This window comes from Serratia aquatilis (genome assembly GCF_044865145.1).
Taxonomy (GTDB): domain Bacteria; phylum Pseudomonadota; class Gammaproteobacteria; order Enterobacterales; family Enterobacteriaceae; genus Chania; species Chania aquatilis.
Genome location: NZ_CP173186.1, coordinates 278306 through 304289 on the forward strand (window position 1 = coordinate 278306; position 25984 = coordinate 304289).

Consider the following 25984-nt stretch of genomic DNA (forward strand, 5'->3'; position numbering starts at 1 on the left):
TATTCTATACCGAATCGCACGTAAGTTGCAGCCAGAGCGCAGGTGGGTAATAGCCTGGACGATGCAGCGTGCAGTCAGGGCGCAGCCAAACTGTGTTGCTTGATTACCTCGCGGACGCGTGTTGCTGCGCAAGGGAAAGTGATAGACTCGGCGGATTAATTTTTTCGCATTTGCAAGCCATAGGTACGGAGTAAGGTCAGAACATGGCAAAAGATAAAAAACGTGGTTTTTTCTCCTGGCTGGGTTTTGGTCAGAAGGAAGAAGAACAGCGGCAAGATGAGTCGCCCATTGAGCAGGCGGAGCATCAGGTCGCCGAGACACCCGACGTTCCACAATTGGATGACAAACTCCCTGCCCAGGGATCTGAACTGGCCGCAGACTCTACTATCCCAGGGGAGTGGGACGCCAGCCAGAGCGGTGAACCGATTGCTGAAAGTATTCCTGCGCCAACCACACATCCTGTTCCACAGGAAGAGCCGTTACCTGAAGTAGACGAGCCCGCCATTGCGCAACAGCTTGAGGTTGTGCTGGAGGAACCGCCTGCCATTACCGAGCCTGAACCGGAGATTATTGAACCGGTTGAGGTTATTGAACCTATCGTTGAACCCGTCGTTGAAGCAGCGCTTGAAGAACCTGAGTTGCAGGCCCCGGCTGTCACGCAAGAGCAGGAGCGGCCAACCAAGGAAGGCTTTTTCGCCCGTCTCAAGCGCAGCCTGCTGAAAACCAAACAGAATCTGGGTTCTGGCTTCCTCGGTTTGTTCCGTGGCAAGAAGATTGACGACGATCTGTTCGATGAGTTGGAAGAACAGCTACTGATCGCCGACGTTGGTGTAGAAACTACGCGTAAAATCATCGATTCTCTTACTCAGCATGCCAGCCGTAAGCAGTTGAAAGATGCGGAAGCGCTGTATGGCAAGCTGAAAGAAGAGATGTCAGAAATCCTGTCCAAAGTGGATCAGCCGCTGGATGTCGGTGGCAAAACGCCTTTCGTGATCCTGATGGTGGGTGTTAACGGTGTGGGCAAAACCACTACCATCGGTAAACTGGCTCGTCAATTCCAGGCCGAGGGTAAGTCGGTCATGTTGGCAGCTGGGGATACCTTCCGGGCTGCCGCGGTTGAGCAGTTGCAGGTATGGGGCGAACGTAACCGTATTCCGGTGATAGCTCAGCATACAGGGGCCGATTCCGCTTCGGTGATCTTCGACGCCGTTCAAGCAGCCAAGGCACGGAATGTCGATGTGCTGATTGCCGACACCGCTGGCCGTCTGCAGAACAAGGCGCACCTGATGGAAGAATTGAAGAAAATCGTGCGCGTCATGAAAAAACTGGACGAGCAGGCCCCACATGAGGTTATGCTGACTCTCGATGCCAGCACCGGACAAAATGCGGTCAGCCAGGCGAAGCTATTTAATGAAACCGTAGGCTTAACCGGTATTACGCTGACTAAACTGGACGGTACTGCCAAAGGTGGGGTGATCTTCTCCATCGCCGATCAGTTCAATATCCCGATTCGTTACATTGGCGTTGGTGAAGGCATCGATGATTTGCGGCCGTTTAAGGCTGAAGATTTTATTGAGGCACTTTTTGCCCGAGAGGATTAATACGGATGATTCGCTTTGAACAGGTCAGTAAAGCTTATCTGGGCGGACGGCAGGCACTGCAGGGGGTAGATTTTCATCTGCGCCCGGCAGAGATGGCGTTTCTTACCGGCCATTCCGGTGCGGGGAAAAGTACCCTGCTGAAACTGATTTGTGGCATTGAACGGCCAAGCGCTGGCCATATCTGGTTTAGCGGGCATGACATTAGCCGGCTGAAAAGCCGTGAAGTCCCATTTCTGCGTCGTCAGATCGGCATGATCTTTCAGGATCACCACCTACTGTTAGATCGCACCGTGTATGACAACGTAGCGATGCCGCTGATTATTGCCGGAGCCAGTACCGAAGATATCCGCCGCCGCGTATCGGCTGCGCTGGACAAGGTGGGTCTGCTGGATAAGGCAAAAAACTTTCCGATACAGCTTTCCGGTGGTGAGCAGCAGCGTGTGGGTATTGCCCGTGCAGTAGTGAATAAACCGTCGGTACTATTGGCTGATGAGCCGACCGGTAACCTCGACGATGCATTATCAGAAGGGATCTTGCGGTTGTTTGAAGAATTTAACCGTGTTGGGGTGACGGTATTGATGGCAACCCACGACACTGGGCTGATCGCCCGCCGCAATTACCCAATCCTGACGCTGAGCCAGGGCCGTATGACAGGAGGCGCACACCATGGCGGATAATGCTAAAACGGCCAAGAGCAAAGCCTTGCGTGGCGGATGGCGCGAACAGTGGCGCTATGCCTGGATGAATGCCATTGCCGACATGCTGCGCCAACCGTTGGCAACGTTGTTGACCGTGATGGTCATCGCCATTTCTCTCACGCTGCCAAGCGTTTGCTACATCGTATGGAAGAACGTCAGTACTGCGGCCACTCAATGGTATCCAACGCCTCAACTGACGGTTTATCTGGATAAATCCCTCGATGATGACGCCGCAGTCAAAGTGCTGGATGCCATTAAGGTGGAAGCGGGCGTGGAGAAGGTGAACTATCTCTCACGGGAAGAAGCGCGAGGGGAGTTCCGCAACTGGTCTGGTTTTGGTGGTGCGCTGGACATGCTGGAGGAAAATCCGTTGCCCGCCGTGGCGATCATCACTCCGAAAATGAGTTTCCAAAGTTCCGAAACGCTGAACACGCTGCGAGACCGCGTAGCCGCGGTGCAGGGCGTGGATGACGTGCGCATGGATGACAGTTGGTTCGCCCGTCTTGCTGCTCTCACCGGGCTGGTGGGGCAGGTGGCTTTGATGATCGGCATACTGATGATTGTGGCGGTATTCCTGGTGATTGGTAACAGCGTTCGCTTGAGCATCTTCAGCCGCCGCGACACTATTAACGTCATGAAGTTGATCGGGGCCACCGATGGTTTTATCTTGCGCCCGTTCTTGAACGGTGGTGCGATGCTTGGCTTCTTTGGGGCTCTGTTCTCGCTGTTTCTGTCAGGGGCGTTGGTGTGGAAGCTGGAGTCCGTGGTCACTGGCGTGGCGAAAGTGTTCGGTACCACTTTTACCCTGCACGGCCTGGGTTGGGATGAAGCTCTGCTGCTGTTACTGATCTCAGCCATGATCGGCTGGATAGCCGCCTGGCTTGCCACGGTGCAACATTTACGCCGATTTACACCACAATAATGATTTATTTGGTATACTCTTCTCCTGCTGTGTTCTCCCAAACCACAGGAGAAGAGCCTCAAATATCCGGTTTCTGATTAAGCGCACAAATTCCCTATCGACCTTAATTTTCGTGGCGTATTGTCAGGGACGTTGTGTTCGAAAAATAGTGAACTTTTAGGGTAGATTACGGTCCAAAACTGCAGCAAAATGTTCGGGTGCTCGGCGAGTGGAACCGTTTTTGCTACATCAATTGTCGTAAGGCCAGTAAGCTCCCCGCCGTGAAATCACCTGCATGACCTGTTTTATCAAGAGAGGGTTTGAATGACTAAAGAAATGCAAACTTTAGCCTTAGTCCCACAGGGCAGCCTGGAAGCCTACCTGCGGGCAGCCAACGCCTATCCAATGCTGACTGCTGAGGAAGAACGGGAACTGGCTGAACGGCTGCATTATCAGGGCGATCTGGAAGCAGCTAAACAGCTCATCCTGTCTCACCTGCGCTTTGTCGCTCATATTGCCCGTAATTATTCAGGATATGGCCTGCCACAAGCAGATCTGATCCAGGAAGGTAATATCGGCCTGATGAAGGCAGTTCGCCGCTTTAACCCAGAGGTTGGTGTGCGTCTGGTCTCCTTTGCAGTGCATTGGATCAAGGCAGAAATTCACGAGTACGTGTTGCGTAACTGGCGTATCGTCAAGGTCGCAACCACCAAAGCACAGCGCAAGCTGTTCTTCAACCTGCGTAAAACCAAGCAACGTCTGGGCTGGTTCAATCAGGATGAAGTTGAACTGGTAGCGCGCGAGCTGGGGGTAACCAGTAAAGACGTGCGTGAGATGGAATCCCGCATGGCGGCGCAGGATATGACCTTCGATCCAACGCCGGAAGATGAAGGGCGTGACGGCCATGCCATGGCCCCGATGCTGTATCTGCAGGACAAAAGTTCCGACTTCGCCGAAGGGATCGAAGAAGATAACTGGGAAAGCAGCGCAGCAGACAAACTGGCCCTTGCGATGGAAGGTCTGGACGAGCGTAGCCAGCATATCATTCGCGCCCGTTGGCTGGACGATGACAACAAATCCACGTTGCAGGAACTGGCCGATCAGTACGGTGTTTCCGCTGAGCGTGTGCGTCAGCTTGAAAAGAACGCAATGAAAAAACTGAAAATGGCGATCGAAGCGTAACCAGTTTGCCAATCGAAAAGCCCGATGTGACTCGTGGGCTCAGTAGGGCTGCGGTTTTTCAATCTCTTAATCGCCCCCGGCCATTAATAATGGTCGGGGGCGTTTTATTATGTAGTACTTCTTAAACTTCACTTCGCTTTTAAGCTTAAAATTCTTGCTGAAGAGAGGGTGCCCCGCATTTATTCTGCGCATATAAAATATCAGCGTTAACCTTAAAGGTTTATACTCGTCATACTTCAAGTTGCCTATGCGTTAGCTCTCCTCGCTCGTCCCAGTCACTTACTGCGTTGCCGCGTTACTCAGCCCAAAATTGGGCCTCGCCCCTGCGGGGCCAGCGCAAGCGCTGTTCAAAAACGCATTGCGTTTTTGTCATGCAACTCGAATTATTTAGGGTATATACCTAATGGTAAGTGCTTTGGGTAATTGGCAACAGCTAACGCATCGTTAATTAATCTATGGCGAGTATATTTGAAGGATACTATCAGTAATATTCGCTTTCCTTATTTTACTTTAAAAATAGTATTGCTACTTCTGGTAATGTTAAAAAAGGAGTTGCAAATGCTCATTAGGAGATCGGCGTATATTATCGGTCTTATTGCCACACTATCCGTTAGTGCTTTTGCTAAAGACGTGACAATCCCACAGGTAAATGCAGAAAATCCGCCCGCACTGGCAGATTATCGTCTCAACTATGCGGAAATGCGTGATATTGCTGATGCCAAAAAACTGCCTCACCGCGTCTTTTATATCCCCTCCGTTGGTCCTGATGCTGCTTGGTTTGATGCGGTGAAAAAAGGCAATCTTGCTGAAGTAAAAAAAATGGTCGCTGCCGGGCAAAACCTGGAAGCCAAAGATGAAACAATGTATGGCCAGACAGCACTCGGTTGGGCGGCGTTCATCGGTTATCAGGATATTGTGGAATATCTGGTCAAACAAGGCGCGGATTTATTTGCTACCGATCGTGCCGATGTGAAAAGTGCATTCAAATCAGCGGTGCTAGGGAAAAATGTCGAGGTGGTAAAATATCTCTACCCTCTGGTTAAAGACAAAATTGATGTTAACGATCAGAGTTTAGATAACGAGCGGGAATCGCTGGTAATGATCGCCGCCAGTAATAACCGAATCGATGTTGTTAAATACCTGATTAGTCTGGGGGCAGATCTTAATCTGGTAAGCACTCAACTAGACCAGAGCGCATTGACTTATGCTTGCCAGCGTGGTCACCAAGACATGATCAAATTATTGATAGATTCGGGAGCGGTTAACCATCGGACTAAAAAAACCTCCTGCTAATGGCTAAATCTTAATTTAAAGGATAACGATATGACTATGATTAAAAGAGTGTGGTGGCTGGCCGCCATGATTGTTGGCAGTTTCCTGTGTACCGCACCGCTGCAGGCTGCAGAAGTACAGTATCAACTCAGTACGCATATTCTTGATATCTCTCAAGGGCGTCCTGCTGCCAATGTGGATGTTGAACTTTATCGACTGGACGCGGCGGGAAAACAGGAAAACTGGCAAGTGGTGGGTAAAGGAACGACGGATAAAGATGGCCGAATCAAAACGTTCCTTGAAAAGCAGGCAGGCAAGGACAATGCGGGTATTTATAAACTCAAATTTCTGACTCAGCCTTATTTCAAAAACCAGCAGCAACAGAGTTTCTATCCGTTTATCGAGGTTGTTTTTCAACTTGATGGCAGTAGCCACTTCCATGTGCCGATTACGCTGAGTAACTTTGGTTACTCGACCTACCGTGGTAGTTGATCTCAGCCTATAAGCACAAAGAACCGGAGCGCAATGCCCGGTTCTTTGCTTCATACGGGCACCGCCTAGAATACCGGAGCAGGGCAGTCGTAGCCAAAGTGGGCAGCCCAGTCGTATTGCGTGCCGTGCTTGATATAGCGTTGATACAGCGCCCGACCCGTCTTGGCATCACGCGCGATTACCCAACCTGCAGCATTACAGAGTACGGCGGCATAGGGCTGGCTCTTCGGCGGCAAAAGATCGGCGGCCTTCAGCGCCAGGTCAACGGCTTGCCAGCGATAGTGCAGGAAGCGATTATCCCCTTCGGGCAGGTTTTTGGCTGCTCGCACCGTTTCCGCTGGGCCGATCCAGCTTTTGTGCTGCAGATCCTTAGTCTTGAATGCATCCCCCAAATAGGAGTAACTCGCGCCATAGATAGCGTAATCCGGCGTCATTTCGTAACCGGTGAGTTCCAGCCCCTGTGAGCGTAACAGAACTGCTGCCTGATAATAGGCCTGAGCGCGGGCAGTCTTGTCCGCCGATTTATCCTGTGCGGTTTTCAGGTGTTCGGCAAACAGCTGCGCTGCCTGGCTGTAATTGGGTATGGCGAAGTAGTTAAGTGCTTCCTGATAACGTCCTGCACGCATCATCCTCCGGGCCAGTAACTCGCGCAGTTGGACTTCCGGGCTGATTGGTTGGCCGTTGTACTCGTCAGGATTGACCGGTTTCAGCGGTGTTGCCGGTGGTGGTGCGTGTTTATCCACAAAGCCTTTTAATTCATCAACGGTCAGCACCCGTTCGGCAATATCCGCCACGTCTGCCCAGTAAATCTCTTTACCACGGAACATAAGATCCATGGCTTGCAGATAATCTCCCCTGTTAAGCGCCAGAATGGCACGTTCCCCAGAAACTCGGCAGTCAGGAACGATCATTTCCGCCGCGAAGTCGTCGTTGCGCTGTTCCCCCCAGCTTTCATCAGAAGGGAAAGCGGCTGCGGCTTTGGCATAGGCTGCTGTAGCGGTTTTCACATCGCCATCACGCAGCGCCATTTTGGCGCGCAGCCACCATGCCAGGCCGCTATTACCGGCATTTTTCAGCAGGCTGGCTGCCATGGCATATTGCCCGGAACGGTAGGCCAGTGCCGCGAGCCGGTCGCTGCCAGGAAAACCGCTGTGTGCCGACTCATTCAACAACGTCAGGATCTGGGCGACAGTCTGTTTGGCATTTGCTCTTACGCTTTCAGAGTCGGCCATTTGCAGGTTGCTGCTGCGGGCGAACAGTTCGATAGTGACTAACTGCTGTACCAGCGGATCGCTAATCGCCTGTTTTAACACGGACAAATGATTCGGGTTGATCAAATAGCTGGCGACGTATTGCAACGAAAGCCCGCCATCAGTATCCCCTTGGGCAGCCTGCTGGGCATAGAGCCGGACAGCGGGCGCAATCTCCCCTTGCCACAAATGAATACGTGCCTGCTGGCCCAGACTGCTCAGCGCCAGTTGATCGGGATCGGCAGTGCCACTTTTCACCTGGTCGATCACCTGTTGGAATGCCGCCATTGCCCGATCGAGCTGCGCTTTTTCCGGGCGTTTTATCACCGTTCTGGGCGAGTCTGATTCATTTTCAGGCGTGCCATAATCGCCCATTAACAGGCGGCCAATCGAGTATTGTGCCCGTAGGCCCCAATCGCCCTGTTCGGCGACTGGCAGTGCCAGAACCTGCTGGAAATAGGCTTCGGTGCGGGGATCTTGTCCGGCAAAGGCTACCGCGCCCAGCGTATACAGATGGGCAGCATGCGGCATCCCTTGCGTATTGACCGCGTCGGCTTCCTCCACCGTACGGGCGGCTCGCATTTGGTTGATGGTCTGTTGCTCCGGCGAGAGCGGCATCGGCTTTGCCGGTATCTCCGGCGGCGGTTCTTTCCACTGCGGTAACTGTTTGTCCACCGGCACCAGACGGCTTGCCTCGAACGCGAAGTTGCCTTCCGGCATATACAGCAAAGTACCGTTACGGTCGATCAACAAACGGTTGGGGAAGTCAGGTCCGCAAGCGTAGCTGCTGACTGGCGTTATTAATACCGCAGCAATGATTGCAGCTAAAGGAAGGTAACGATAATGCCCACTGGGGATGAAGGGAGTATCAGGGTATGACATGAGTGTCTCCTGGCGTGATTTCTTGGCAGTGCAACCAACCCAGTGGGCGGGATTGCCCAGCCCGAAGCTGATCGCCGCGAATGCGGATAAAGCGTAGTGGTTCCGATGCGCCTGCCAACTGATAATTGCCTACCGCGTCGGCGGCCAGACAGCCGGTTGCCTGGATGCGGATCTCTCTAGGCAACGGCGCATCAATCGGTCCACTATTCTGAATGTTCAGATCATACAGCCCGTTTTGCTGTGGTAGAAATTCTACCCGCCAGCGAGTGCTCAGCGGTTGTTGCTGGATCACGGCACGCAGCGTGGCCATTGACCAGGCTCGGCGATCGCCTTCCAGTGGTAAACGGAACCAGACAATACCGCGCAGGTGGCGTGGCTTGAGCAACGCAAGCTGCTGCAGGAAGCTGGCGATCTGCTGCGGTGCGACGGTGAGTTCTTCAGTATGGCCCGCCACGCGTAAAGAGGCTTCACTCTCTACCTGCGCCCCTTGTGCATCGAACCCAATCAGGCCGATCCCATATGCAGGCAAGGCCACGCGGAAAGGGCGGGGGCTGATACGGGCGAACTGGCGAACCCAACTCAACGCCAACTGCCCATCAAACAGACCTTGTTCCGGGGATAGTACGGCATGAACCTGCAACACTGAGCTGTCGACCTGTTGCAAAACATCGGGTAATACTGGCGAAGTGAGCCAGGTCGGTAGCACGGTAATACCAAGCTGTAACGAAGCGGGGAGTTGCTGACGTAGTTGCTGCAGGAAATGCTGATACTCTGCTAGCCGGGCGGTGGCGGCGTCGTGGTCAATCTCTATACCAATGACCGTCAACCCCGCACTTTGCCAGCGCTGTAGCTGTTGCAGCAGATGCTGGTGGATCACCGTAACATTTAGTTGCTGTAGTTGCCCGTCCAGGCGCACTACCAGCCATAATGGCCGGCCATCCTGTCTCAGTAAATCCCTGTTAACCGCGACCTCGCGCAAGCCATCACGCGGATGTACCTGCAAACCGAGTACGCGCAGGGTGGAAAACAGCTCATGGCTGGCAGCCAGAGCGGTGGCGTGTTCAGGTGTCCAGACTCTTTGCCAGAGATAAACTTGCTGATCCCAGGTTTTCAGCGAGTGTACAGCCTGGTAGTGGCCTGCAGCCCAGGCTGCCAGCGCGAGCAATAACGCCCCAGCCATTGCCGCCCAACGCTTCATTTTCGCCAGGTATCGCCTTGCATCTGAAAGCCACAGGCACGCATAAAGTTTTCGACTTCACCGCGTTCGCGGGGCGCCAAGCCTGCGGTAGAAAGCTGCCAGTGCAGGACTTGCGGCAATTGGCGTTGTGCATCCTGTACCAGGTACAGCCCCACACCACGGCGGCGGGTAACCTCGCGCACCATCAGATCGTGTAAGTGTGCGCAATCTCCCTGAAGATCAATTTTCACCGCGCCCAGCAACCGATCATTGAACCGCGCGGCGAACAGTGCCTTGCCATTATCCAGCCAGACTTGCCACTGTGCTGGCTGCTGATGCGGCCAGATTTTACCCAGGTCGATAACATCTTGCGGGGATAACGAGGTTAAGCGCTCAATGGTCAGTTTCATACCCGATTTCCGCACCTATGAATGATGCCGACAGTGTAATAGATCTTACTCACAGCGTTGTGTAAGTTTTTATGTACTTTTGACTTTGCGAAATGTTTTTTTCGGTGGGCATTTTCCGAGTAAAAAATTAGTAAATGGAATGTTAACCAGCACATCACGCTGTTTAAGGTGAGAAACAGCGTCGAAGTGATCCGAATTATATCCTGTTTACACCGCTTGTTTCTGACTGTGGCAGTTGATTTACAGAAGAAAATTCCTGTTTAATAACATGAAAAATAAAGTCTTATTAGAAAATATTGTCGCGAATTCGTCTAAATCATTATTACTTATAGATAAAAGCCGTCTATTGTCGTTCTCAAGCCGCAGCGCTGTCAGCCGCACTTGATATCGATTGGCTGGGAACAATGATTGGCAGCGGCAAAGACAACAGTCAAACTCACAACGACAGATGGGGATTATGCGGATGAAATTAACTAAGGGTAAAGTGCTGCTGGCTGGCTGTATCGCGATGGCTATGAGCCATGCTGCCGTGGCGAAAGACATCAAGGTGGCGGTTGTTGGCGCGATGTCCGGCCCGGTAGCCCAGTATGGTGATATGGAATTCATCGGTGCACGTCAGGCGATTGCCGATATCAACGCCAAAGGCGGTGTAAACGGCGATAAGCTGGTCGCTGTAGAGTATGACGATGCCTGTGACCCGAAACAGGCGGTCGCGGTGGCTAACAAGGTCATCAATGACGGTATCCGTTATGTGATCGGCCATTTGTGTTCTTCCTCAACCCAACCGGCTTCAGATATTTATGAAGACGAGGGTGTGATCATGATTACCCCGGCGGCAACCAACGCCGATCTGACCACCCGTGGTTACAAGATGATCCAGCGTACTACCGGTCTGGACTCCGATCAGGGGCCAACGGCGGCCAAGTTTATCCTCGAAGAGATTAAACCGAAGCGTATTGCCGTGGTACACGATAAGCAGCAGTATGGCGAAGGCCTGGCGCGTTCTGTGCGCGACAGCCTGAAACAGCAGGGTACCGATGTGGTGATGTTTGAAGGCGTCACCGCCGGTGACAAAGATTTCTCTACGCTGGTTGCGCGTCTGAAGAAAGAGAACGTGGATTTCGTCTACTTCGGCGGTTACTACCCAGAGATGGGGCAGATCCTGCGCCAGGCGAAGCAGGCTGGCCTGACAACCCGTTTTATGGGGCCGGAAGGGGTAGGTAACTCCTCACTGTCCAACATTGCTGGTGCCGCTTCTGAAGGCATGTTGGTGACTCTGCCGAAACGTTACGATCAGGTCCCAGCCAACCAACCTATTGTGGATGCGCTGAAAGCCAAGAAGCTGGATCCGACCGGGCCGTTCGTTTGGACCACTTACGCTGCACTGCAGTCGCTGGTCACCGGGATGGAACGTAGCGGCAGCCAGGAACCTGCGGATATCGTCAAAGATCTGAAAACCGGCAAACCGGTGGAAACGGTCATGGGGCCGTTAAGCTGGGATGAAAAAGGCGATCTGAAAGGTTTCGAATTTGGTGTGTTTGAATGGCACGCCGATGGTTCATCAACGCCGATTAAGTAAGCCATAATAATATCTATAGTCTTGTGGGCTATACCCGTCGCCCTTCAAGCTGCATGGGTGTTGGCTGCGTTACTCGGCCCATGCTGGGCCTCGCCCCTTCGGGGCCGCTGCAAGCAGCGTTCAAATCTGCTTGGCAGATTTGTCACTCACCCCAGTCACTTGGTTTACCAAGCTCCTGGGGCTTCGTTCAGTGGCCGCCTACATGCAACTTGAAGTAACTTGGGTATAAACCTGCAAGGCTATGGGTTGCCTGCTTCTCCAGCAGGCTGTTGGGCTGCTATCTTGCAGCCGCGACAACACCTTAGAAGGTTAGAGTATGTCAGAGCAGTTTCTCTATTTTCTGCAGCAGATGTTCAACGGCGTGACGTTGGGCAGCACTTATGCATTGATTGCCATTGGTTACACCATGGTTTACGGCATTATTGGCATGATCAACTTCGCCCATGGCGAGGTATATATGATCGGCAGTTATGTCTCATTTATCGTTATCGCGGCACTGATGATGATGGGGATCGACGTCGGCTGGTTGTTGATCGGTTGCGCCTTTTTGGTGTCTATCGTGATTGCCAGCGCCTATGGCTGGAGCATCGAACGCGTAGCCTACAAACCGGTACGCAGCTCCAAGCGCCTGATTGCGCTGATTTCCGCCATCGGGATGTCGATATTCCTGCAAAACTACGTCAGCCTGACGCAAGGCTCACGCGACGTGGCATTGCCGAGCCTGGTCACAGGCCAGTGGGTATTGGGTGAGAGCAACGGCTTTGCTGCAACCGTCAGCACCATGCAGCTCACCATTTGGATCGTCACTTTCCTGGCGATGCTGGCACTGACAATGTTTATCCGTTATTCGCGTATGGGCAGAGCCTGTCGTGCCTGTGCGGAAGATTTAAAAATGGCCAGCCTGCTGGGCATCAATACCGACCGGGTGATTTCGCTCACCTTCGTGATCGGTGCGGTGATGGCGGCGGTGGCTGGGGTGCTTCTCGGCCAGTTCTACGGCGTCATCAACCCCTACATCGGTTTTATGGCTGGGATGAAAGCCTTTACCGCAGCGGTGTTGGGTGGCATTGGCAGTATTCCAGGGGCGATGATTGGCGGCCTGGTGCTGGGCGTGGCAGAAGCGCTGACTTCGGCTTACCTGAGCACCGAATATAAAGATGTGGTGTCTTTTGCGCTGCTGATTGTGGTGTTGCTGGTGATGCCGACCGGTATCCTTGGGCGTCCGGAGGTTGAGAAAGTATGAAACTCGGTCTGCTTAACGCCTGCATTGCCACGCTGGTGCTGTTTGTCATGGCATCCTTCCTGATGGGGATGCAACTGAGTCTGGATGGCACCAAACTGGTGGTACACGGAGCCGCTGAAGTTCGCTGGATGTGGATTGGCATCGGTTGTGTGGTGGTGTTCTTCTTCCAACTGTTGCGGCCATTGATGCAACAGGGGCTGAAGAAAATTTCCGGTCCAACGATGGTGTTGCCAAGTTTTGACGGCACTACTCCCCGCCAGAAGCTGCTGGCGGCAGCGCTGATCATTGCGGCGATAGTGTGGCCGTTTCTGGTGTCGCGCGGTTCGGTGGATATTGCCACTCTGACGCTAATCTACGTCATGCTGGGGCTGGGGCTGAACGTTGTGGTCGGCCTTTCCGGCTTGCTGGTGCTGGGGTACGGCGGTTTTTACGCGATTGGTGCCTACACCTACGCACTGCTGAACCACTATTACGGTCTTGGGTTCTGGGAAAGTCTGCCGCTGGCGGGCATTGTTACCGCCATTTTTGGCTTCCTGCTTGGTTTCCCTGTATTACGCCTGCGGGGTGATTATCTGGCAATTGTTACGCTGGGTTTCGGTGAAATCGTGCGTATCCTGTTGCTGAATAACACCGAAATCACCGGTGGGCCGAACGGTATCAGTCAGATCCCGAAACCGACGCTCTTTGGCTTGGAGTTTAGCCGCAGCGCCCGTGATGGCGGTTGGGATACCTTCCACAACTTCTTTGGCCTGAAGTACGATCCCAGCGACCGCATTGTTTTCCTTTATCTGGTGGCCCTGCTGCTGGTAATACTGACGCTGTTTGTGATTAACCGCCTGCTGCGTATGCCACTGGGCCGGGCCTGGGAAGCGCTGCGCGAAGATGAGATCGCTTGCCGTTCATTGGGCCTCAGCCCGACCAAAATCAAACTGACCGCCTTTACCATTAGCGCCGCTTTTGCGGGGTTCGCCGGGACGCTGTTTGCCGCGCGTCAGGGCTTTGTCAGCCCGGAGTCTTTCACCTTTGTGGAATCAGCCTTTGTGTTGGCGATTGTGGTACTGGGTGGCATGGGGTCGCAGTTTGCGGTGATCCTGGCGGCTGTCCTGCTGGTGGTATCGCGTGAACTGATGCGTGATTTGAATGAATACAGCATGTTGCTGCTGGGTGCGTTGATGGTGTTAATGATGATTTGGCGGCCACAGGGGCTGTTGCCGATGAAGCGCCCGCAGTTGAAGCTGAAGGTAGCGGATATTAAGGCCGTGAAGGGGGAAAAGGCATGAGTGCTCAACCTTTACTGGCGGTAGAAGGGCTTTGCATGCGCTTCGGTGGCTTGCTGGCGGTAAACAATGTCGCCCTGCAACTGAACGAAGGCGAGATTGTCTCGCTGATTGGTCCAAACGGTGCGGGCAAAACCACGGTATTCAACTGCCTGACCGGGTTCTATCGCCCAACCAGCGGCAGCATCAAACTGCGCGATCGCCATTTGGAAGGGCTTTCCGGCCAGAGTATTGCCCGAATGGGCGTGGTGCGAACCTTCCAGCACGTGCGGCTGTTCCGCGAAATGACGGTGATTGAAAACCTGCTGGTGGCGCAGCATCAACATTTGAAAAGCGGTGTGTTTGCCGGTTTGCTGAAAACTCCGGCGTTTCGCCGTGCCGAAGCGGATGCGCTGGAGCGTGCGGCTGTGTGGTTGGAGCGTGTTGGCCTGCTGGAAATGGCTAACCGCACTGCAGGTAACCTGGCCTATGGCCAACAGCGGCGGTTGGAGATAGCCCGTTGCATGGTAACACGCCCGGAATTACTGATGCTCGACGAGCCAGCCGCGGGCCTGAACCCGAAAGAAACCGACGAGCTGGACCATCTGATTATCGAGCTGCGTAACCAACACAAGGTCTCCGTGCTGTTGATTGAGCATGATATGAAACTGGTGATGGGGATTTCCGATCGGATCTACGTGGTGAATCAGGGAACGCCGTTGGCACAAGGCGTACCGGCAGAAATCCGTAATAACCCGGATGTGATCCGGGCCTACCTGGGCGAATAGTGGGTAAATCATAATATGTTGTCATTTAATCAGGTATCCGCTCATTACGGCAAAATTCAGGCACTGCATCAGGTGAGCCTGAACATTCAGCAGGGGGAGATCGTCACCCTGATCGGTGCCAATGGTGCGGGTAAAACCACGCTATTAGGAACGCTATGCGGCGAGCCGCGTGCTTCCGAAGGCACCATTACCCTGCTGGATCAGGACATCACCCAGTGGCAGACTGCGCGTATCATGCGTGAAGCGGTGGCGATTGTGCCTGAAGGGCGGCGCGTATTTTCGCGCATGACGGTGGAAGAGAATCTGGCGATGGGCGGCTTTTTTGCCAATCGCGAGCAATATCAACAACGCATTGAGCGGGTATTCGGCCTGTTTCCTCGCCTGCTTGAGCGCCGTAATCAGCGTTCCGGCACTATGTCCGGTGGTGAGCAACAGATGCTGGCGATTGGTCGCGCACTGATGAGCCAGCCTAAGCTGCTATTGCTTGATGAGCCCTCGCTAGGGCTGGCCCCGATCATCATCCAGCAGATTTTCGACATCATCCAACAACTGCGTGAAGAAGGCATGACCATTTTCCTGGTGGAGCAAAACGCCAATCAGGCACTAAAACTGGCAGATCGCGGTTATGTGCTGGAAAATGGCCGCGTGGTATTAGAAGATACCGGGGCCGCATTGTTAGCAAACGAAGCAGTGAGGTCAGCCTATCTTGGCGGCTGAGTATATATGGGGGTGCACCAGATTGGACTGCACCCGTATTTTGACGATTACGAGAATAAGCAATGAAGACAGAAGGATTACTCGCGCAGCGCATCGTAAAAGTAAAAAGCTCGGCAATCCGTGAATTGCTCAAGCACAGTAAGATGGAGAACGTCATTTCGCTGGCGGGCGGTATTCCTTCTGATGCGCTGTTTGACTTCGAAGGATTGAATATTGCCACCCAACAGGCGATTACCGAACAGCCGAAAAGCGCCTTCCAGTACGGATTGACCGAAGGCAGCCACCTGTTACGCGAACGTATCTGCGCACTTTGTGCAGATCGTGGCGTTGAGGCGCAGCCGGAGAACGTTCTGGTCACCGCCGGGTCTCAACAGGCGCTGGATCTGGTGATGCGTGCGGTGATTAACCCAGGTGACGTATTTGTCGTGGAACGCCCAACCTATCTGGCGGCGCTACAGACGTTAGAGCTGGCAGAAGCCAACATCATGTCTGTCTCTTCAGACAGCGATGGCATGGTGGTTGAAGAACTTGCCGAGTTGCTGAAAACCCAGAAAATCAAAGGGGTGTACGTGGTGCCGAACTTCGGCAACCCGAGCGGTTTGACCCTGAGCGCGCCACGCCGTGAACAGTTGGTGAAGCTGGCCGCCGAACACAATTTCCTGATTGTTGAAGATGATCCCTACGGCGAACTGCGCTTCACCGAAGAGCGCAATGCCACGCTGTATCAGGTTTCGCAGCAGGTGTTGGGCCACACCGAGAACATTATCTACACCTCCACCTTCTCTAAAATCCTGGCACCGGGCCTGCGTTTGGGGTGGGCGATCCTACCACCGTTCCTGTTGCATAAGGTCGCGATCATCAAGCAGGCGGCGGATCTGCATGCCAGCTCATTGTCGCAGAGCGTTGCCGAATGCTACTTGGGCCTAGGGCGTCTGCCTGCGCAGATCGAGAAGATCCGCGCTGCCTATAAGCAGAAATGCGAGATCCTGGCCGGATTGGTTGAAAAAGAGCTGGGTGATGTGATCAGCTTTGATATGCCCAAAGGCGGCATGTTCCTGTGGGCGCGTTTCCGTCAGCCGTATGATGCCACCGAATGGTTGAAAGCGGCGCTGGAGCAAGGTGTGGTGTTCGTGCCTGGAGAGTACTTCTTCTCCGACAAGCCGGACCGTTCCACTTTCCGCCTGTCATTCGCCACCGCCACTGAACAACAGATGCAAGAGGCTGTCGCTCGCCTGCGCCGCTCGCTGTAATTTTTCTACGGCGGCGTGGAGTACTCCATGCCGCCGATATCTAGTGGTTATCCGCACTTCACTCCCCCGTCATTATTTTGTCACTGGAAAGTTGTTTTTCTGTCATCAGCGCATGGCATTTTAACTCTCGAATAAAGACTGTTTCTTTTCGCTCAGGCGTTCTTTTACCAGATTTTTTCAGGAGTTAGTCATGCTTACCCAAGCGATTAAAAATACTGCGCTGTGTGTGGCGTTAGCGCTGGCTGTCAGCGGCCAGGCATTAGCCGCGACCGAAATCCCATTCTGGCATTCAATGGAAGGCGAACTGGGCAAAGAAGTAAACTCTCTGGCTGAGCGCTTTAACCAATCTCACAGCGATGTGAAGATCGTTCCGGTTTACAAAGGCAATTATGAACAAAGTCTGGCGGCAGGGATTGCGGCCTATCGCTCTGGTAAGGCTCCGGCGATCCTACAGGTTTACGAAGTGGGCACTGCCACCATGATGGCAAGCCAAGCCATCAAGCCAGTTAATGAGCTGTTTAAAGAGGCGGGTATAGCATTTGATGAGTCGATTTTTGTCCCTGCGGTTGCCGGTTACTACTCAGATAATAAAACCGGACGCTTGATCTCTCAGCCATTCAACAGTTCCACTCCGGTGTTGTATTACAACAAAGAAGCCTTCAAAAAAGCCGGTTTAAACCCGGAGCAACCGCCGAAAACCTGGCAGGAGCTGGCGGCGTACAGCGCCAAACTGCGTGAAGCCGGTATGAAGTGTGGTTACACCAGCGGCTGGTTAGGCTGGATCCAACTGGAAAACTTCAGCGCCTGGCATGCAGTACCTTTCGCCAGCGAAAACAACGGCTTTGCTGGCACCAACGCCAAGTTGGAATTCAATAAACCGCTACAGGTCAAGCACGTACAACTGCTGCAAGACATGAACGTAAAAGGTGACTTTACCTACTACGGACGTAAAGACGAACCTACCGAGAAGTTCTACGGTGGTGACTGCGGCATTATCACCGCCTCTTCTGGTTCAATGGCCAGCATCAGGAAGTATGCCAAGTTCGACTTCGGCGTAGGCATGATGCCTTACGATGCCGATGAAAAGAATGCGCCGCAGAATGCCATTATCGGTGGTGCCAGCCTGTGGGTAATGAAAGGCAAAGATGCGGCCACATACAAAGGGATCGCGGAGTTCATGCAATTCCTGGCGCAACCGGAGATTGCTGCCGAATGGCACCAGAAGACCGGCTACCTGCCGATCACCAAAGCTGCTTTTGAACTGACCAAACAGCAGGGATTCTACGAAAAGTTTCCCGGTGCCGACATCCCAACGCGTCAGATGCTGAACAAGCCACCATTGCCATTCACCAAAGGTTTACGTTTGGGGAATATGCCGCAGATCCGCACCGTGGTGGATGAAGAGTTCGAAAGCGTATGGGCCGGAAAGAAAACGCCACAGCAGGCAATGGATACCGCTGTGCAACGTGGTGATGTGTTACTGCGCCGTTTCGAGGCTTCCACCAAATAATCCCGGTTGATTACTGCGCTTGCCATCTTGGGATTAGCCAGTGCTCTGTCAAACGATAACGATCTACACCCTCTCCCCTACGGAGAGGGCCGTGGTCTGGGCTTTATTCTGCGCTCACCTCTAGAAACGGTTAACTTTAATGTCATCACATCGTCCCGGTTTTGGCTGCAGTTGGTTGCCCTATGTGTTGGTGCTGCCACAGTTGCTGATAACCGCAATATTCTTCCTGTGGCCTGCCGGTCAGGCGCTCTGGTATTCGGTACAACGTATCGATCCCTTTGGAGTTTCCAGTGAGTTTGTCGGGCTGGAGAACTTTACCCAACTGTTTCAGGATCCGTACTATCTGGACTCCTTTTACACCACGCTGGTGTTCAGTCTGCTGGTAGCCGGTATTGGTCTGCTGGTCTCGCTGTTCTTTGCTGCGCTGGTGGATTATGTGCTGCGCGCCAGCCGCTTCTACCAGACGTTGATGATCCTGCCTTATGCCGTTGCTCCCGCCGTCGCTGCGGTGTTGTGGGTTTTCCTGTTCAGCCCTGGTATGGGTTTGATCACCCATGTGCTTGCCAGCTTCGGTTATGACTGGAACCACGCGCAAAACAGCGGTCAGGCAATGTTTCTGGTGGTGTTGGCCTCGGTGTGGCAGCAGATTAGCTATAACTTCCTGTTCTTCCTGGCGGCATTGCAATCCATTCCGCGTTCGCTGGTAGAAGCGGCGGCTATCGACGGTGCGGGGCCGGTACGGCGCTTCTTCAATATTGTGTTGCCGCTGATTACGCCGGTGAGCTTTTTCCTGCTGGTGGTCAACCTGGTATACGCCTTCTTCGATACCTTCCCGGTGATTGACGCCGCCACTGCCGGTGGACCGGGGCAATCGACCACCACACTGATTTACAAAATCTACCGTGAAGGTTTTGCCGGTCTGGATCTGTCCAGTTCTGCGGCGCAATCGGTGATCCTGATGCTGCTGGTGATTGGCCTGACGGTGATTCAGTTCCGCTTTGTTGAACGTAAGGTGCGCTACCAATGATTGAGAATCGACGTGGATTGGACATCTTCAGCCATGCCATGCTGATTATTGGCGTGCTGATAATACTGTTCCCGCTGTATGTGGCGGTGATTGCGGCCACGCTGGATGATAAGCAGATATTTGCAGTCCCGATGCAACTGATCCCCGGCGGCCACCTGTGGGATAACGTGCGTCATATCTGGCAGGACGGCGTGGGTATTCTCAATGTGCCATTTTCGCAGCTATTACTTAACAGTGTGATCATGGCGCTGGCGATCACCACCGGCAAAATCGTGGTCTCGGTGCTTTCTGCCTATGCGATTGTCTATTTCCGCTTTCCGCTGCGTAGTCTGTTCTTCTGGCTGATTTTCATCACCCTGATGCTGCCGGTAGAAGTCCGTATCTTCCCCACGGTTGAGGTGATCTCCAACCTCAACCTGCTGGATAGCTATACCGGCCTTACGTTGCCGCTGATGGCCTCGGCGACGGCGACCTTCCTGCTGCGCCAGTTTTTTATGACTCTACCGGACGAGTTGCTGGAAGCGGCCCGCATCGATGGCGCCGGGCCGATGCGTTTCTTTTGGGACATTGTGTTACCACTGTCAAAAACCAATCTGGCGGCGCTGTTTGTGATCACGTTCATCTACGGTTGGAACCAGTATCTGTGGCCGCTCCTGGTCACTAGCGATGCCTCGATGGGCACTGCGGTAGCGGGTATCAGGAGCATGATTTCCACTTCAGGTGCTCCGACCCAATGGAATCAGGTAATGGCAGCGATGATTTTGACTTTGATCCCGCCCTTGGCGGTGGTTCTTTTGATGCAGCGCTGGTTTGTGCGCGGCCTGGTTGATAGTGAGAAGTAAGAGGGCACCCCATAGTGGCAGGTTTAAAACTACAGGCAGTCACCAAATCCTACGACGGTAAAACATCGGTGATTAAGCCTTTTGATCTCGACGTGGCTGACGGCGAGTTTATTGTGATGGTTGGTCCTTCCGGCTGCGGCAAGTCGACGCTGTTACGAATGGTGGCCGGGCTGGAACGTACCACCAGTGGCGATATTTACATCGATGCGGAGCGGGTAACCGAGCTGGAGCCGAAGGATCGTGGTATTGCCATGGTGTTCCAGAACTACGCGCTATACCCGCATATGAGCGTGTACGACAACATGGCCTACGGCCTGAAAATTAGAGGCTTTGGCAAGCAGCATATCCGCCAGCGGGTTGAGGAGGCGGCACGTATTCTGGAGTTGGGACCGTTGCTGCAACGCAGACCGCGCGAGCTTTCCGGCGGGCAGCGGCAGCGGGTAGCTATGGGGCGAGCGATTGTACGTGAACCGGCAGTGTTCCTGTTTGATGAACCGCTGTCTAACCTGGATGCAAAACTGCGTGTGCAGATGCGCCTGGAACTTCAGCAGTTGCATCGCCGCTTGAAAACCACCAGCCTATATGTGACGCACGATCAGGTTGAAGCGATGACGCTGGCACAGCGGGTGATTGTGATGAATAAAGGCGTAGCAGAGCAGATTGGCACGCCGAGTGAAGTTTATCGCCGCCCGGCCTCGCTGTTTGTTGCCAGCTTTATCGGTTCCCCGGCAATGAACCTGCTGCCGGGTACGCTGAATGGCGACGGTAGCCAATTGCAGATTGCCGAAGGGGTAGTATTACATTTGCCAGAAGCGCGCCCACAGTGGGGAGATCGTGAGTTGACGTTGGGTATTCGCCCAGAGCATATTCAACTGAGCTCGCGTGAACAAGGCGGCATTCCGCTGGAACTGCAAACGTTGGAACTGCTCGGTGCCGATAACTTGGCCCATGGCCAGTGGGGCGGCATGGGAGTGATTGTGCGCCTGACCCACGAAACCTTGCCGCCGGTAGGCAGCACGTTATATTTGCAACTGCCTGCCAAGGCGCTGCACTTTTTTGATACACATAGCGGGATACGGATGGAATGATGACCACAGCTTGGCCTTACCCTCATATTGTCGCCCACCGTGGCGGCGGTTCTTTGGCTCCTGAGAATACCCTGGCGGCAATCGACGTTGGTGCGCGCCACGGCCACACCATGATCGAGTTTGATGCCAAACTGACGCAGGACGGGCAAATCTTCCTGCTCCACGACGACACGCTCGACCGCACCAGCAATGGTTGGGGAGTAGCGGGCAAACTGCCGTGGGATAAGCTGGTGCAGTTGGATGCGGGCAACTGGTATAGCGCCGCCTTCAAAGGGGAGCGCTTGCCGCTGCTGTCAGAGGTCGCGGAACGCTGCAAGCGGCACGGTATGATGGCGAATATTGAAATCAAGCCAACTACCGGTAGCGATGAAGAAACCGGCCGCGTTGTTGCGATGGCCGCACGCTTGCTGTGGGAAGGCCAAACCGATCCGTTACTCTCCTCGTTCTCCGTGGAAGCACTGGCGGCGGCGCAGCAAGCAGTCCCGGAACTGCCGCGTGGTTTGTTGCTGGATGAATGGGATGATAACTGGCGTGAGCAAACCGAACGCCTCGGCTGCGTTTCGATACATCTTAACCACAATACACTGACCGCAGAGCGCGTTGCGCTGCTGAAAGGCGCTGGGTTGCGTATTCTGGTGTATACCGTCAACAGCCCCGAGCGAGCACGTTTATTATTGAACTGGGGGGTCGACAGTATTTGTACCGATCGTATCGATCTGATTGGTGCGGATTTCTGATCACCACTCTTCTGCCGTGTAAGCCGCTTGGCTGGGGCTTACACGGTGTGGTTAAGTTAGCGTCTGTCGGTAACCACCGGTGTTTTTGCATCGGCCGCAATAATTGCCCAGATTTTCTCCTCCGCCATGGTTTCACTTCGGTCTTTGTGCAAATCCCACAGGCCGATCTGGCCGTCAGCATTGAGCGTCACGATATAGCGGCAGCCGGTTTTCAGGGCGTTACTGTGCTGGCGTTTGAGCTTGGTGCCGCTGAAGTCACTGAGAACTTTCATCTGTGGCAAGCGTTGACGTATCCGGTTAGCCAGAAGCAGGGCGGTGATATTGGCGTTCGCCTCCTCATAGGTCACGACAATATCAGGCTTGTTGGTGATGTTTTTGTCACCATCCACCGTTTGGATCAACAGCAACAGGCGCTCAATGCCGATAGCAAAGCCGGAAGCCGGTAGCCCTTTGTTACTGAATAGTTCGACCAGACCATCATAGCGCCCGCCGCCGCAGACCGTACCTTGAGAGCCTAACTCGTCGGTGATCCACTCAAAAACCGTTCGGGTATAGTAATCCAGCCCTCTGACCAGGCGTGGATTAACCACATACTCAATTTCTGCCGACTTCAGCAGTTGGCAAAGCTCGGTAAAATGTTGCATCGACTCCTCACCCAGAAAATCCAGCAGCCGTGGTGCGTTTTCAAGCATCTCCTGCATGGCAGGGTTTTTACTGTCCAGAATACGCAGTGGGTTGGTTTCCAGCCGGTTCAAACTATCTTCATCAAGTAATGCCTTGTGCTGATTAAAATACGCGACCAGTTTTTGGCGGTGTTCTTTCCGTTCTGGCAGAGTACCAAGGGAGTTAATCTCCAGGCGCAGATAGCGGTCTACCCCTAATGCTTTAAACAGGTCTTTGGCCATGTAGATGAGTTCTGCATCGATATCCGCCCCTGCCATGCCGAAGGTCTCGACGCCAAATTGGGTGAACTGACGTAGGCGGCCTTTCTGCGGACGCTCATAGCGGAACATCGGGCCTTGGTACCAGAGGCGCTGCGTGGTGTTGTAACACATATTGTTTTCGATCACGGCGCGCACGCAACCGCTGGTCCCTTCAGGGCGAAGAGTAATATGTTCGCCATTCTTGTCGCGAAAGTTATACATCTCTTTTGAGACGATATCGGTGGACTGACCTACCGCGCGTTCAAACAGCGCAACCGGTTCCAGCAGCGGTAGGCGCACTTCCTGATAGCCATAGCGGTAGGTAATATTCCGCACCTTGCTTTCCAGCCACTGCCAGAGAGGTGTTTCTTCCGGAAGAATATCCCGCATTCCTCTAATTGACTGAATCTTCATCATTATTTTCCCTTATACACTGTATCAACACGAAATCTGCCGTCAGTGTTGCCAGCAGAGATCGACGCCGAGGGCCCATGCCCAAAGCGCTGTTCTGAAAAAATCGGGGTAATTGGCGATCCTTTGAGGGCCTGCTGGCGCATGACAAAAAGCAGATATAGGGGAATGGTGACCATCTGCAACATGACTCCCCAGAAGAGAGGTTGAGTGCCCGCCCCCATCAGTGCCACAACGACAAAAGCCAGCCCGCACAGGCTCAGGCAGCTATAAATAACGAATTGCCGGCCATGCCTGAGTTGCTTGGCTACCATCACCACGGGAAGAGAAACGGCGGCAAACGCATAGGGGATCAGACAGGCTGAAATAGCCAGAATAATGATCGTCCGGAACTGTTGCTCCAGGTTGGGGGAAATAGTCAGTAGGAGAACGCCGGTCATCAGGCAGGCGGTACAAATCAGCCCTTTATAAGCGACTCCACGTTGATTGGTTGCGGCAAACATCCGTGGGAATAAGCCTGCCTCCGCTGCGGAACGTGGTACCTCAGTTTGCAGGATTTGCCAGCCCGGCATAGCACCCAGGCAAGCGATGATCGCCATGGCTGAAATACACTGCCCAACTGTAGGTCCCCACAGAAAACGCGCCGTATCGGCAAAGGGGGACGTTGAGGTAACCAGCTCCGCGTGAGGTAAAATTCCCATAATCACATTGCTGGAACTGATGTAACAGAGTGCGGCAATCGCCAAACCACAGATAGTCGCCAGTGGAATATTACGTTTAGGATTAATCACTTGAGCTTCTGAAACCGAGGCGGATTCGATGCCTAAAAATCCCCACAGTGAAATAGCCGCTGCGGCCATAATGGCTTGGGTATTACTTTGGCTGGTGACGTTATAGGCTTGGGCATACAGGCTGTAATCGAAATGAAACCAGCCTGAAAAGCCGATGCCGAGTACCACTATCAGCATGCAGGAACCGGTAAAGATTTGGGCATAACCGACGACCTTGGCTCCCTGCAATCCCAGAGCAACAAAGATCCACAGAATAGCGATGCAGGTTAAGGCAGCATACAGAGGCTGATGCAGTATCGGGAAGAAATAGGCGAGATAGCCAACGCCAGAAACCAGCAGCGCGCAGTTACCTATCCAGGTGGAAAGCCAGTAAAATAGTGTCGTTTGTAGCCCGATATACGGGCCAAAGGCGTTGCCAACATTGGCAATAACCCCCCCTTTGCAGGGTGCCAACTCGCTGACTTTGGCGAATACCAGCGCAAGCACCATCACACCACAGAAAGTTAACGTCCACCCCCAAATGGAAATTGATCCGATTTGAGCCAATGAGCTCGGCAACATAAAAACGCCGCTACCCATCATATTTGACGCTGTCATTATGGTTAGCGCCGTCAGCCCCATTCGGTTGGTGGTTTGGTTTTTTGCACCCATGTCATTTTATCTTCGCGAAAGTGGCTACAGAAGAAGGCGAAGATACAGGCTATAAAGATTGCATCATTGGCCTAATCTGTTTAGGTTAATAGACGTTGCCGGTGTGATTGGCGTCAGTTCCGGCAACGGAAGCAGAAATGGGCAGTGATGGGTTATCACTGCCTTTTTTTATGCTGCGTTGGAGCGGCTATCGGCAATGATGTCGTCGATCAATGCATCAACCTGGCTTGAATCCCAATGGTGAGCCGTGGTGATCAGGTGAGCGACATCGCCCGAGGTAGCCAGACAGTGCTTTTTCCACACGGTTTCCGATGGGCAAGGGAAAACCACCGTGATGGAGTTCTTGTTGCGCCAGGCATCAATCCCCGCTTTTTGCATACGCTCAACCGCGTACTGCGCCATGTGTAAACTGCGCTCAATACGGCGTTGCCAATCTTCAAAGCTCCGGCTTTTGATGGCTTCCCACATCATCATTGGCGTGTGGCCGTTGCGAGAACCGCTGATCGTTTTGTCATGTGCCGAGATGTAATCAATTTCAACCGAGATACGGTCGACATTTTTTTTCTTGGCGACGACAATCCCACAAGGAATGGGTGAGCCGATCATTTTGTGGCCGGAGACCCCGATCGAGTCGATACCATCGGCGAAGGTGAAGCCTTGTGGTTGATCGACAAACGGCAGGATCATCCCGCTTAAAGCGGCATCAGCATGCAGGTAGTAGTCTTCACGTTTGACCCCTGCTTCTTTCAGGCGTTGTTGGATAAGGTGAATATCATCGACGGCTCCCCGCAGCGTAGTACCGATATTGGCAAAAATAATCGGATGCTTCTCATTATCTTTGGCAATTTTGGCCATAAGGTCATCGTAATTCACTTCACCATTCGGCAGGGATTCAACAACCTGTGATTTAATACGCAAAAGTTTGACAATTTTTGCGACTGAATAGTGGGTATCTTTGGAGTAGTACAGCGTACCTTCTGGGAAAATCTCGCGCCCCAGATAGCAACCAAACATATTACTTTCGGTTCCCCCATTGGTGACGTACCCCCAGCTTTCCTCAAATGGAATTTTGAACAGGTCGGCAAAGTACTCCATGACCTCTTTTTCAAACTCAAATGAGTTCAAAAGATAATTACAATATTCATTCCAGTCGCCACAGTTATTAATGGAGAAACGCATAAAGCGTTCCAGTAATGTATAGTCAAAATCTGCTGATTCAGGGTAGCCAATATTAAAATATTGGTTCTTTACACAATAAGACCAAAACGCATCCAGTCTATTTTGATCGTTGATTGATAAAGTCATT

The 25984-nt window shown here is 53.1% G+C and carries 23 protein-coding genes; 17 read left to right on the forward strand and 6 right to left on the reverse strand.

Features of this window, described 5'->3' with window-relative positions:
• Nucleotides 1-203 precede the first annotated feature (203 nt).
• The 6 genes from ftsY (at nt 204) to uraH (ending at nt 6146) form a co-directional block, all read left to right on the forward strand.
• Nucleotides 204-1601, forward strand: a complete 1398-nt coding sequence (gene ftsY / locus SAQUA_RS01235; RefSeq protein ID WP_380673721.1) for a signal recognition particle-docking protein FtsY — start codon at nt 204-206, stop codon at nt 1599-1601.
• A gap of 5 nt (nt 1602-1606) precedes the next feature.
• The gene (gene ftsE / locus SAQUA_RS01240; RefSeq protein WP_380673720.1) at nt 1607-2278 is read left to right on the forward strand and encodes a cell division ATP-binding protein FtsE; all 672 of its coding nucleotides are present in this window, start codon (nt 1607-1609) and stop codon (nt 2276-2278) included.
• Nucleotides 2268-3221 carry a permease-like cell division protein FtsX gene (gene ftsX / locus SAQUA_RS01245; RefSeq protein WP_380673719.1) on the forward strand — a complete coding sequence of 318 codons (954 nt, stop codon included), beginning with the start codon at nt 2268-2270 and terminating at the stop codon, nt 3219-3221. Before ftsE ends, ftsX begins: the two co-directional genes overlap by 11 nt.
• Before the next feature lie 303 nt (nt 3222-3524).
• The gene (gene rpoH / locus SAQUA_RS01250) at nt 3525-4382 is read left to right on the forward strand and encodes an RNA polymerase sigma factor RpoH (RefSeq protein WP_380673718.1); all 858 of its coding nucleotides are present in this window, start codon (nt 3525-3527) and stop codon (nt 4380-4382) included.
• Nucleotides 4383-4850: 468 nt separating this feature from the next.
• Nucleotides 4851-5675: an ankyrin repeat domain-containing protein gene (locus SAQUA_RS01255; RefSeq protein ID WP_380673717.1), complete on the forward strand. Its 825-nt coding sequence runs from the start codon at nt 4851-4853 to the stop codon at nt 5673-5675.
• Nucleotides 5676-5705: 30 nt separating this feature from the next.
• A complete protein-coding gene (gene uraH, locus SAQUA_RS01260; RefSeq protein ID WP_380673716.1) occupies nt 5706-6146 on the forward strand; it encodes a hydroxyisourate hydrolase in 441 nt (146 codons plus the stop codon).
• Nucleotides 6147-6211: 65 nt separating this feature from the next.
• On the opposite strand, the gene SAQUA_RS01265 is transcribed toward uraH, so the two are convergent.
• Genes SAQUA_RS01265 through panM form a run of 3 tightly spaced genes read right to left on the reverse strand, consistent with a single transcriptional unit; the run spans nt 6212 to nt 9865 of the window.
• Nucleotides 6212-8278: a hypothetical protein gene (locus SAQUA_RS01265; RefSeq protein ID WP_380673715.1), complete on the reverse strand. Its 2067-nt coding sequence runs from the start codon at nt 8276-8278 to the stop codon at nt 6212-6214.
• On the reverse strand, nt 8265-9476 hold the full coding sequence (locus SAQUA_RS01270) for a DUF3142 domain-containing protein (protein ID WP_380673714.1): 1212 nt from the start codon (nt 9474-9476) through the stop codon (nt 8265-8267). The genes SAQUA_RS01265 and SAQUA_RS01270 overlap by 14 nt, the downstream gene beginning before the upstream one ends.
• Nucleotides 9473-9865, reverse strand: a complete 393-nt coding sequence (gene panM, locus SAQUA_RS01275; RefSeq protein ID WP_380673713.1) for an aspartate 1-decarboxylase autocleavage activator PanM — start codon at nt 9863-9865, stop codon at nt 9473-9475. Before panM ends, SAQUA_RS01270 begins: the two co-directional genes overlap by 4 nt.
• A gap of 463 nt (nt 9866-10328) precedes the next feature.
• On the opposite strand from panM, the gene SAQUA_RS01280 reads away from it, so the two are divergent.
• From SAQUA_RS01280 to ugpQ, 11 genes are all read left to right on the forward strand, one after another.
• The gene (locus SAQUA_RS01280; RefSeq protein WP_380673712.1) at nt 10329-11444 is read left to right on the forward strand and encodes a branched-chain amino acid ABC transporter substrate-binding protein; all 1116 of its coding nucleotides are present in this window, start codon (nt 10329-10331) and stop codon (nt 11442-11444) included.
• Between the two features lie 316 nt (nt 11445-11760).
• A complete protein-coding gene (livH, locus tag SAQUA_RS01285) occupies nt 11761-12687 on the forward strand; it encodes a high-affinity branched-chain amino acid ABC transporter permease LivH (RefSeq protein ID WP_380673711.1) in 927 nt (308 codons plus the stop codon).
• Nucleotides 12684-13967 carry a high-affinity branched-chain amino acid ABC transporter permease LivM gene (locus SAQUA_RS01290; protein ID WP_380673710.1) on the forward strand — a complete coding sequence of 428 codons (1284 nt, stop codon included), beginning with the start codon at nt 12684-12686 and terminating at the stop codon, nt 13965-13967. The genes livH and SAQUA_RS01290 overlap by 4 nt, the downstream gene beginning before the upstream one ends.
• On the forward strand, nt 13964-14731 hold the full coding sequence (gene livG / locus SAQUA_RS01295; protein ID WP_380673709.1) for a high-affinity branched-chain amino acid ABC transporter ATP-binding protein LivG: 768 nt from the start codon (nt 13964-13966) through the stop codon (nt 14729-14731). Before SAQUA_RS01290 ends, livG begins: the two co-directional genes overlap by 4 nt.
• Nucleotides 14732-14746: 15 nt before the next feature.
• Entirely contained in the window at nt 14747-15448 is a 702-nt protein-coding gene (gene livF / locus SAQUA_RS01300) for a high-affinity branched-chain amino acid ABC transporter ATP-binding protein LivF (protein WP_380673708.1), read from the forward strand.
• A gap of 62 nt (nt 15449-15510) precedes the next feature.
• Nucleotides 15511-16698, forward strand: a complete 1188-nt coding sequence (locus tag SAQUA_RS01305) for a PLP-dependent aminotransferase family protein (RefSeq protein ID WP_380673707.1) — start codon at nt 15511-15513, stop codon at nt 16696-16698.
• Between the two features lie 190 nt (nt 16699-16888).
• Complete coding sequence (gene ugpB, locus SAQUA_RS01310) at nt 16889-18208, forward strand: sn-glycerol-3-phosphate ABC transporter substrate-binding protein UgpB (protein ID WP_380673706.1); 1320 nt, start codon at nt 16889-16891, stop codon at nt 18206-18208.
• 139 nt (nt 18209-18347) lie between these two features.
• On the forward strand, nt 18348-19235 hold the full coding sequence (ugpA, locus tag SAQUA_RS01315) for a sn-glycerol-3-phosphate ABC transporter permease UgpA (RefSeq protein ID WP_380673705.1): 888 nt from the start codon (nt 18348-18350) through the stop codon (nt 19233-19235).
• Complete coding sequence (gene ugpE, locus SAQUA_RS01320) at nt 19232-20077, forward strand: sn-glycerol-3-phosphate ABC transporter permease UgpE (RefSeq protein ID WP_380673704.1); 846 nt, start codon at nt 19232-19234, stop codon at nt 20075-20077. The genes ugpA and ugpE overlap by 4 nt, the downstream gene beginning before the upstream one ends.
• A 14-nt stretch (nt 20078-20091) precedes the next feature.
• Nucleotides 20092-21165 (forward strand): sn-glycerol-3-phosphate import ATP-binding protein UgpC, encoded by a 1074-nt coding sequence (locus SAQUA_RS01325; RefSeq protein ID WP_380673703.1) that lies wholly within the window; start codon nt 20092-20094, stop codon nt 21163-21165.
• Nucleotides 21165-21902 (forward strand): glycerophosphodiester phosphodiesterase, encoded by a 738-nt coding sequence (ugpQ, locus tag SAQUA_RS01330; RefSeq protein ID WP_380673871.1) that lies wholly within the window; start codon nt 21165-21167, stop codon nt 21900-21902. Before SAQUA_RS01325 ends, ugpQ begins: the two co-directional genes overlap by 1 nt.
• A gap of 56 nt (nt 21903-21958) precedes the next feature.
• On the opposite strand, the gene hisS is transcribed toward ugpQ, so the two are convergent.
• From hisS to SAQUA_RS01345, 3 genes are all read right to left on the reverse strand, one after another.
• A complete protein-coding gene (hisS, locus tag SAQUA_RS01335; protein ID WP_380673870.1) occupies nt 21959-23245 on the reverse strand; it encodes a histidine--tRNA ligase in 1287 nt (428 codons plus the stop codon).
• The gene (locus SAQUA_RS01340; RefSeq protein WP_380673702.1) at nt 23242-24678 is read right to left on the reverse strand and encodes an amino acid permease; all 1437 of its coding nucleotides are present in this window, start codon (nt 24676-24678) and stop codon (nt 23242-23244) included. Before SAQUA_RS01340 ends, hisS begins: the two co-directional genes overlap by 4 nt.
• 168 nt (nt 24679-24846) lie before the next feature.
• A complete protein-coding gene (locus tag SAQUA_RS01345; RefSeq protein ID WP_380673701.1) occupies nt 24847-25983 on the reverse strand; it encodes a histidine decarboxylase in 1137 nt (378 codons plus the stop codon).
• Nucleotide 25984 lies beyond the last annotated feature (1 nt).

Coding starts and splice junctions, on each gene's coding strand:
- livF (WP_380673708.1), top strand. CDS start 14,747: ATGTTGTCATTTAATCAGGTATCCGCTCATTACGGCAAAATTCAGGCA.
- ftsX (WP_380673719.1), top strand. CDS start 2,268: ATGGCGGATAATGCTAAAACGGCCAAGAGCAAAGCCTTGCGTGGCGGA.
- ugpA (WP_380673705.1), top strand. CDS start 18,348: ATGTCATCACATCGTCCCGGTTTTGGCTGCAGTTGGTTGCCCTATGTG.
- ugpQ (WP_380673871.1), top strand. CDS start 21,165: ATGACCACAGCTTGGCCTTACCCTCATATTGTCGCCCACCGTGGCGGC.
- ugpE (WP_380673704.1), top strand. CDS start 19,232: ATGATTGAGAATCGACGTGGATTGGACATCTTCAGCCATGCCATGCTG.
- ftsE (WP_380673720.1), top strand. CDS start 1,607: ATGATTCGCTTTGAACAGGTCAGTAAAGCTTATCTGGGCGGACGGCAG.
- SAQUA_RS01305 (WP_380673707.1), top strand. CDS start 15,511: ATGAAGACAGAAGGATTACTCGCGCAGCGCATCGTAAAAGTAAAAAGC.
- ugpB (WP_380673706.1), top strand. CDS start 16,889: ATGCTTACCCAAGCGATTAAAAATACTGCGCTGTGTGTGGCGTTAGCG.
- rpoH (WP_380673718.1), top strand. CDS start 3,525: ATGACTAAAGAAATGCAAACTTTAGCCTTAGTCCCACAGGGCAGCCTG.
- ftsY (WP_380673721.1), top strand. CDS start 204: ATGGCAAAAGATAAAAAACGTGGTTTTTTCTCCTGGCTGGGTTTTGGT.
- SAQUA_RS01340 (WP_380673702.1), bottom strand. CDS start 24,678: ATGGGTGCAAAAAACCAAACCACCAACCGAATGGGGCTGACGGCGCTA.
- SAQUA_RS01345 (WP_380673701.1), bottom strand. CDS start 25,983: ATGACTTTATCAATCAACGATCAAAATAGACTGGATGCGTTTTGGTCT.
- SAQUA_RS01270 (WP_380673714.1), bottom strand. CDS start 9,476: ATGAAGCGTTGGGCGGCAATGGCTGGGGCGTTATTGCTCGCGCTGGCA.
- livH (WP_380673711.1), top strand. CDS start 11,761: ATGTCAGAGCAGTTTCTCTATTTTCTGCAGCAGATGTTCAACGGCGTG.
- uraH (WP_380673716.1), top strand. CDS start 5,706: ATGACTATGATTAAAAGAGTGTGGTGGCTGGCCGCCATGATTGTTGGC.
- SAQUA_RS01280 (WP_380673712.1), top strand. CDS start 10,329: ATGAAATTAACTAAGGGTAAAGTGCTGCTGGCTGGCTGTATCGCGATG.
- SAQUA_RS01265 (WP_380673715.1), bottom strand. CDS start 8,278: ATGTCATACCCTGATACTCCCTTCATCCCCAGTGGGCATTATCGTTAC.
- livG (WP_380673709.1), top strand. CDS start 13,964: ATGAGTGCTCAACCTTTACTGGCGGTAGAAGGGCTTTGCATGCGCTTC.
- panM (WP_380673713.1), bottom strand. CDS start 9,865: ATGAAACTGACCATTGAGCGCTTAACCTCGTTATCCCCGCAAGATGTT.
- SAQUA_RS01290 (WP_380673710.1), top strand. CDS start 12,684: ATGAAACTCGGTCTGCTTAACGCCTGCATTGCCACGCTGGTGCTGTTT.